The sequence below is a fragment of the Acinetobacter sp. AS5 genome, from assembly GCF_048957595.1.
GTDB lineage: Bacteria > Pseudomonadota > Gammaproteobacteria > Pseudomonadales > Moraxellaceae > Acinetobacter.
The window spans coordinates 1-1,430 of sequence record NZ_JARDAL010000129.1 but is presented as its reverse complement, the minus strand read 5'-3'; the positions used below and the strand labels follow the sequence as shown (position 1 = coordinate 1,430).

Annotated in this window: 2 protein-coding genes; one reads left to right on the top strand and one right to left on the bottom strand. The window is 32.7% G+C overall.

The genetic code is table 11. The features are described from left to right. The first annotated feature begins 202 nt into the window (after positions 1-202). Positions 203-691, top strand: coding sequence for a hypothetical protein (locus PV763_RS17550; RefSeq protein WP_420938291.1), 489 nt, complete (start codon positions 203-205; stop codon positions 689-691). A gap of 223 nt (positions 692-914) precedes the next feature. Here the strand turns inward: PV763_RS17550 and PV763_RS17545 are convergent, their stop codons facing one another. Beyond that, positions 915-1,271, bottom strand: coding sequence for a hypothetical protein (locus tag PV763_RS17545; protein ID WP_236094678.1), 357 nt, complete (start codon positions 1,269-1,271; stop codon positions 915-917). Between the last annotated feature and the right edge of the window lie 159 nt (positions 1,272-1,430).

The window sequence follows — 1,430 nt, the reverse complement described above, 5'->3', positions numbered from 1 at the left end:
GGTGTCCACTTAAATTTTAGTGGACACTATCGCGGTATTAATGAGTTAGAAAAAGTGGGGCTCAGCGGACGCTTACACCCCAATTAATATTTTTTTAAAAAACGATGTTCAAGATATTAATTCAAATGATTTAAACTCAATTCAACACTATCCCACACGTACTGGTAGGCGAAAAGATACGCTAGGATCTTTAACTACCAGTTTGAATTATTACTCGCTAAGAGATGCAGCTACACTTTTAAAAATTAGCCCAAATAAAGTTGCAGTACTTGTTCAAAAAGGAATTCTTAACAAAGATAAGAAAAACCCTTTATCAGTTCAAATCCAAGCTTGCTCGCTATTAAATCTTAAGAAGAAGCTCGATAGCGAGGATTATATTTCCTATCTAGATGCAACAAATCAATTAAATTGCCCTATCAATTGGATGCAAAAATATTGGTGTGAAACAGGTTTCTTAAACATTGAAAATCTAGTTTATTGGAAACTTGTAAGTAAGAAGGAACTAACAGCTGTTTTAGAGCTAAAACAGGAATATGTTACTGGTGCTGAAGCAAGTGCAATTCTAAATATGCGTCACTCACATATTACCAACTTACAAACTCAAGGTTTTATAAAACCTTACTATTTTGGAAAAACAGATAAAAGAGTAAGGCTTTTCAAGAAGACCGACGTTTTAAAACTAATAATTTGAAATATTTTAACGGTGAGCTAAATCACGATTATAAGATTGTTTAGCTGGTACGATACAAAACCGCCATTAATGGCGGTTTTCAAATTAAAATAATGCTCAAGAATAATTAATGTCTCCTAAGTTAGATGACCTAATCAATGATAATAGATTAGAGCGACTATTCTCAACAGAAGCTAGCTACTGCATACTTCAACTCGAGATATTACAAACAGACCTTATTTCTTCATATAAAGGTGTCATTTAAAAATCCCCCTTCTAAAAAATTCTGAATATGAACATAAAACTCCCATTTAGCTGTTGGCTTTATCTTCTTTTCTATATTTAAACTCGGTTGAAATTGATATATAAGATGAGATTCAATACTATCTAAAAGTTCATGAGCCAAAGCTTCTGGTTGAATCCAATCAAGAGAAATATATTCCTCATCATTATGAAACCAAACTGTACTTCTATATATTTTCTTTTGCTTATTACTATATTCTGGTGCATGGAGTTTTAAGGCTGCAGAATGTCCGCCATTAAATCGAGACGTATTCTTTGTCTTTCCAACATATACGAGCTCTTCGCCAGAATCATCCAAACAAGAAATTAAATAAATTGGTAATGATGGAAAAGGTGTATATCACACCCAAAATCTGCCACCCATTTCACTTTAAAATCTAGGCAGAGTAAAACTTGAAGTGCGACATAAACCACCTAATTAATTTAAAGGGTTTATGGAGTATATAAAATTGTCATA